This is a genomic window from Methylobacterium gossipiicola (assembly GCF_900113485.1).
Taxonomy (GTDB): domain Bacteria; phylum Pseudomonadota; class Alphaproteobacteria; order Rhizobiales; family Beijerinckiaceae; genus Methylobacterium; species Methylobacterium gossipiicola.
The window spans coordinates 1-1075 of the sequence record NZ_FOPM01000077.1; the positions used below are offsets into that span (position 1 = coordinate 1).

General features: G+C 69.6%; 1 protein-coding gene and 1 pseudogene. Both read right to left on the bottom strand.

Annotated elements, in window-relative coordinates; translation table 11 throughout:
* Positions 1–225: 225 nt before the first annotated feature.
* Entirely contained in the window at positions 226–969 is a 744-nt protein-coding gene (gene istB, locus BM249_RS21080) for an IS21-like element helper ATPase IstB (protein WP_091975557.1), read from the bottom strand.
* 21 nt (positions 970–990) lie between these two features.
* Positions 991–1075 (bottom strand): annotated as a pseudogene (locus BM249_RS21515) (IS5-like element ISMex42 family transposase); the annotation flags it as partial.

Below are 1075 nucleotides of genomic sequence, written 5' to 3' on the forward strand. Positions count from 1 at the left end.
GGACTCTCAACGAGATCGCCCCGCCCATCGTCCCCACGGGAACGATCCGGGTCACCCTTGCGGGTGAAGTCTGGCCTGCCGTCGTTCCGTTCGACTGGGCAGGCGTGTCTCACGTCAGGCGTGCGTATTCCGAGGCGAAGCCGGCCACCGGTCCGATCTGAAGCCGGCCAGTGACGGGGCGCTCCTGCGGGTCTGGAGTGAAGATCACGAGGTCGGTCCGACAGGTCAAGCGGCGGGCTCGACCGCCTTGCGTTTGCGCAGGCTCTCACCGGCGAGTTCGATGCGGTGCGCGTTGTGCAGCAGCCGGTCGAGGACGGCGTCGGCGAGCGTGGGGATGCCGATGATCTCGTACCAGCGATCGGTCGGCACCTGGCTGGTGATCAGGGTCGAGCCGGCGTCGTAGCGGTCCTCGACGATCTCCAGGAGATCGCGCGCCTGTTCGGGCAGGAGCGGCTCGGGGCCCCAATCGTCGAGGATCAGCAGGTTCACCTTGGCGATCTGGCGCAGCAGCCGGCCGTAGCGGCCATCGCCACGCGCGAGGCTGAGCGCCGCAAACAGGCGCGGGACCCGGTAGTACAGGACCGAGAGGTCGTCTCGGCAAGCCTTGTGCCCGAGCGCGCAGGCCAGCCAGCTCTTGCCCACGCCACGGGGGCCGGTGATCACGAGGTTGCGCCGGGTCCGGATCCAGTCGCCGGTGGCGAGCTTGAGGAACAGCGCCCGGTCCAGGCCGCGATAGCTGCGGTAGTCGACGTCCTCGACGCTGGCGGGATGGCGCAGCCGCGCGGCGCGGGCGCGGGCCTCGAAGCGCTTCTGCCGCCGGGCCGTGGCCTCGTGGTCGAGGAGCAATCCGAGCCACTCGGCGTGGTCGAGGGCGCGGGCCTCCGGGTTGGCGTCGAGCGCCTTGAAGCCCGAGGCCATGCCGCTCAAGCCGAGTTCGTGCAGGAGATCGAGCGTGGGGTGGGTGAGCATCGTCGTCTCCGTTAGGGCGTGTCATCGCTTGAGCCAATCGAGGGCGGCTGCGAGGCAGAGGACGCCGGTGAAGCTGGCGGCGGTCTTTTCGTAGCGCGTGGCGATG

Excerpts from the sequence above, each read along its gene's own strand:
- istB (WP_091975557.1), bottom strand. The coding sequence starts at position 969 with ATGCTCACCCACCCCACGCTCGATCTCCTGCACGAACTCGGCTTGAGC.